The following is a 4564-nucleotide window of genomic DNA, read 5'->3' on the forward strand; positions in this document are numbered from 1 at the left end:
TGAAACCCTGCTTGAAGTCCGCAACCTGAGCAAAACCTTCCGCTACCGCACCGGCCTGTTTCACCGCCAGCACGTAGAAGCGGTCAAGCCGCTCAGCTTTACGCTGCGCGAGAAGCAGACGCTGGCGATTATCGGCGAGAACGGCTCCGGAAAATCCACGCTGGCGAAGATGCTGGCAGGAATGATTGAACCGACCACCGGCGAGGTGCTGATTGACGATCACCCGCTGAAATACGGCGATTACGCTTTTCGCAGCCAGCGCATCCGCATGATATTCCAGGATCCGTCAACGTCGCTCAACCCGCGCCAGCGCATCTCGCAAATCCTCGATTTTCCGCTGCGCCTGAATACCGATCTCGACGCCGAAGCGCGGCGCAAGCACATTATTGAAACGCTGCGCACCGTAGGCCTGCTGCCGGATCACGTGAACTACTATCCGCACATGTTTGCTCCCGGACAAAAGCAGCGTCTGGGCCTGGCCCGGGCGCTGATCCTGCGCCCGAAAGTGATTGTCTGCGACGAGGCGCTGGCGTCGCTGGATATGTCAATGCGCTCGCAGCTGGTGAACATGATGCTGGAGCTGCAGGAGAAGCATAACCTGACCTACATCTATGTGACGCAGCATCTGGGCATGATGAAGCACATCAGCGACCAGGTGCTGGTGATGCACCAGGGCGAAGTGGTAGAGCGCGGCAGTACCGCCGACGTGCTCGCCTCGCCGCTGCATGATTTAACCAAGCGGCTAATCGCCGGTCACTTTGGCGAAGCGCTGACCGCGGACGCGTGGCGCAAGGATCGCTAAGTGCTCCCCCGCAGTGGTCGGATTAACGCTCCCGGCGACTCTATGCTAGAATCGCCACGTTTAACGACGGCTGGCGATAAAATGTACAGCCGTTACAACAATGACATAAGGATTAAAAGCTATGGGTTTTCTTTCCGGTAAGCGCATTCTGATCACTGGCCTTGCCAGTAAACTGTCCATCGCCTGGGGTATCGCGCAGGCCATGCATCGTGAAGGCGCTGAGCTGGCGTTCACCTACCAGAACGACAAGCTGAAAGGCCGCGTTGAAGAGTTTGCTGCTCAGCTGGATTCCAGCATTGTTCTGGAATGCGACGTTGCTCAAGATGAGAGCATCGACGCAATGTTTGCCGAACTGGGCAAAACCTGGCCGAAATTTGACGGTTTCGTACACTCCATCGGCTTTGCTCCGGCAGACCAGCTGGACGGTGACTACGTCAACGCCGTAACCCGCGAAGGCTTCAAAATCGCACACGACATCAGCGCGTACAGCTTTGTGGCCATGGCAAAAGCCTGCCGCACCATGCTGAATCCGGGCTCGGCGCTGCTGACCCTCTCCTACCTGGGCGCTGAACGCGCTATCCCGAACTACAACGTGATGGGCCTGGCGAAAGCCTCTCTGGAAGCTAACGTGCGCTACATGGCGAATGCAATGGGTCCGGAAGGCGTGCGCGTAAACGCCATCTCTGCCGGTCCGATTCGTACCCTGGCCGCATCCGGCATCAAAGACTTCCGCAAAATGCTGGCCCACTGCGAAGCGGTCACGCCGATTCGCCGTACCGTAACCACCGAGGACGTGGGCAACAGCGCCGCGTTCCTGTGCTCCGATCTCTCTGCCGGCATCTCCGGTGAAGTCGTGCACGTTGACGGCGGCTTCAGCATCGCTGCCATGAACGAGCTGGAACTGAAATAAGTTCTGTCGCGCCCCGCAAACCGGGGCGCGGATCCATTCATGCTGTTTCATTATTCCACTCTGTTATTTGTTATCACGTATCAATATTTTTCTCCGCCTCCCCCTTCGGTCAGGATAGCGTTCTCTGATACGCAAAATCATTCACCTGCATATTATTCAGGGTTGCCGGATAGCGGCCCAAAAAGCCACTTCTGAAATCCTGCTGGATGACAATGCGTGTAAACGAAACGACGCCCGGAAGGAACTCTCATGGAGCAACGCCGCGTTTACGGCAAAAGCCAGTGGTATCACGAAACTCAGTCACGGCAGCAGACAACGGAAGTGCTGGCGCTGGTTCCCGAAGCCGCTTTTGTCACCGATCGCTTTTTACTGGACCTCACGCTGCCGGCCGAAATAACTGCCGAAGCCGCCGGCTGGCTTACCCTTGCCCGCGCGACAGCCGCCGCGCTGCTGCCGGAAAATGTCGCCACTAACCGCCAGCAAACATTCAGCCTCTATGAGCGACTGAGCACCGCCCTGACGGTGGCGCAGGTCTGCGGCGTGCAGCGGCTCTGTAACCATTACGCCGCGCGCCTGGCCCCGCTTCCCGGACCGGATTCATCCCGGGAGAGCAATTACCGGCTGGCGCAGATAACCCAGTATGCCCGCCAGCTTTCCGCCTCCCCTTCCATTATCACCCTCCAGTCCCGCCAGCATCTTCGCGACGTCGGTTTGACCGCTGCGGATATCGTCCTTATCACGCAAATTGTGGGGTTTATTACCTGGCAGGCCAGGGTGATTGCCGCAGGGCACGCGCTGCTGGGCGTACCGGTGCGCTGGATCCCGGGAATGCCGGTGCAGGATGACGCTGACGCGCTGCGCTTTACCTGCCTGTCCTGCCGCTGGATGGCGGATGCGGACATTGCTGCCGATAGCATGCAGGGCACCGCGAATACGCGCGCGCATGGCTTACTCAAGCCGCTGGCGGCGCTGCTGGTCTGGGACGAGTCTTTGCGTAATGCCTTTTCGGCACTGCCAGATCTGTTTCCGGACGATCGCCCGGCACGCGTGAGCGGACTGGTGACCGCACGGATCAACGGTAGCGTCAGCTGTTTTAACGCGCTGGCCGCCGGATGTTCGGGCGACAGCGAGCTAGTGGAGGCGATCCGCCGCAGCGATACCGCCCTGCGCCACTGGCTTAGCCGCCATCCACAGGACAGCGCGATTATTCTGGCCAGCCAGCAGCTTACCCGCGCACCGGACCGCTTTAGCGCCGCGCAGGTCGCGCCGCTCGCGGCATCAGGATACGCTCCCGCGCAGATATTCACGCGCCTGGCGTGGTGCGGCCTGAGCGGCTGGCTGAACCGGCTAAAAATTGGGCTTGGGGATACGGAACCGCTCGCGTAAAAGGGGTAAAGAGCGCTTGCTGCCGGGGGTAATATCGCGTAAAACTGTCAGCCGCTCTTCTAGCCACGAAAACAGATTATTATGCTTCAGGACAATCCGCTGCTTGCACAGCTAAAACAGCAACTTCATTCTCAGACTCCCCGCGCTGAAGGGGTCGTCAAAGGCACCGAAAAAGGCTTTGGTTTTCTCGAAGTCGATGCCCAGAAAAGCTATTTCATTCCGCCGCCGCAGATGAAGAAAGTGATGCACGGCGACCGCATTGTCGCCGTGGTGCACAGCGAAAAAGGCAAGGAAAGTGCCGAACCAGAAGAGCTGGTTGAGCCTTTCCTGACGCGCTTCGTTGGCCGGGTGCAGCGCAAAGACGATCGCCTGTCTATTGTGCCGGATCATCCGCTGCTGAAAGATGCCATCCCCTGCCGCGCCGCCCGCGGCGTTGAACACGATTTTAAAGAGGGTGACTGGGCCGTTGCAGAAATGCGCCGTCATCCGCTAAAAGGCGACCGCGGCTTCTACGCCGAACTGACGCAGTTTATCACCTACGGCGAAGATCATTTTGTGCCGTGGTGGGTCACGCTGGCGCGCCACAACCTTGAAAAAGAAGCGCCGGACGGCGTAGCCACCGAGATGCTTGATGAAGGCCTCGAGCGTCGCGATCTCACCGCGCTGGACTTTGTCACCATCGACAGCGCCAGCACTGAAGATATGGACGATGCGCTGTATGTCGAGGAAGTTGCCGACGGCAAATTACATCTCACCGTCGCCATTGCCGATCCTACGGCGTGGATTGCCGCCGGCAGCAAAATGGATCGCGCCGCCAGCGTGCGCGCGTTTACCAACTATCTGCCGGGCTTCAACATTCCGATGCTGCCCCGCGAGCTCTCCGACGACCTGTGCTCTCTGCGTCCTAACCAGCAGCGTCCGGTACTGGCCTGCCGCATGGTGATCGGCGCCGACGGCGCAATTGAAGATGATATTGCGTTCTTCGCTGCCACCATCGAGTCAAAAGCCAAGCTGGCCTACGACAACGTGTCCGACTGGCTTGAAGGCAACGACGGCTGGCAGCCGCCGAGCGACGCGATTGCCGCACAAATTAAGCTGCTGGAGCGCATCTGCACCCTGCGCGGCGAATGGCGCCATCAGCACGCGCTGGTCTTTAAAGACCGTCCGGACTACCGCTTCGTGCTGGGTGAAAAAGGCGAAGTGCTCGATATTGTTGCCGAACCGCGACGCATTGCGAACCGCATCGTTGAAGAGTCGATGATCGCCGCTAACATCTGCGCCGCCCGCGTGCTGCGCGATAAGCTCGGCTTCGGGATTTACAACGTGCACACCGGCTTTGACCCGGCAAAAACCGAACAGCTGGCAGAGCTGCTCAAGAGCCACGATATTCATGTTGACGCGCAGGAAGTACTGACCCTGGGCGGTTTCTGCACCCTGCGCCGCGAGCTTGATGCTCTGCCTTCGGG

General features: G+C 59.2%; 4 protein-coding genes. All 4 read left to right on the forward strand.

Annotation, left to right across the window (positions count from 1 at the left end; all coding sequences use genetic code 11):
- Positions 1-802 (forward strand): putrescine export ABC transporter ATP-binding protein SapF (sapF, locus tag QZ766_RS13445; RefSeq protein ID WP_297202779.1); only part of this gene is annotated, 802 nt, incomplete at its 5' end.
- A 121-nt stretch (positions 803-923) separates the two neighbouring features.
- Positions 924-1712: an enoyl-ACP reductase FabI gene (fabI, locus tag QZ766_RS13450; RefSeq protein WP_297202781.1), complete on the forward strand. Its 789-nt coding sequence runs from the start codon at positions 924-926 to the stop codon at positions 1710-1712.
- 249 nt (positions 1713-1961) lie between these two features.
- Positions 1962-3098 carry a CMD domain-containing protein gene (locus QZ766_RS13455; RefSeq protein ID WP_297202783.1) on the forward strand — a complete coding sequence of 379 codons (1137 nt, stop codon included), beginning with the start codon at positions 1962-1964 and terminating at the stop codon, positions 3096-3098.
- Positions 3099-3179: 81 nt separating this feature from the next.
- The coding region (locus tag QZ766_RS13460; RefSeq protein ID WP_297202785.1) for an exoribonuclease II at positions 3180-4564 on the forward strand (1385 nt) is incomplete at its 3' end.

Origin of the sequence: uncultured Pluralibacter sp. (assembly GCF_913775985.1) — a bacterium.
Classification (GTDB): Bacteria; Pseudomonadota; Gammaproteobacteria; order Enterobacterales; family Enterobacteriaceae; genus Pluralibacter.

Excerpts from the sequence above, each read along its gene's own strand:
- fabI (WP_297202781.1), top strand. The coding sequence starts at position 924 with ATGGGTTTTCTTTCCGGTAAGCGCATTCTGATCACTGGCCTTGCCAGT.
- QZ766_RS13455 (WP_297202783.1), top strand. The coding sequence starts at position 1,962 with ATGGAGCAACGCCGCGTTTACGGCAAAAGCCAGTGGTATCACGAAACT.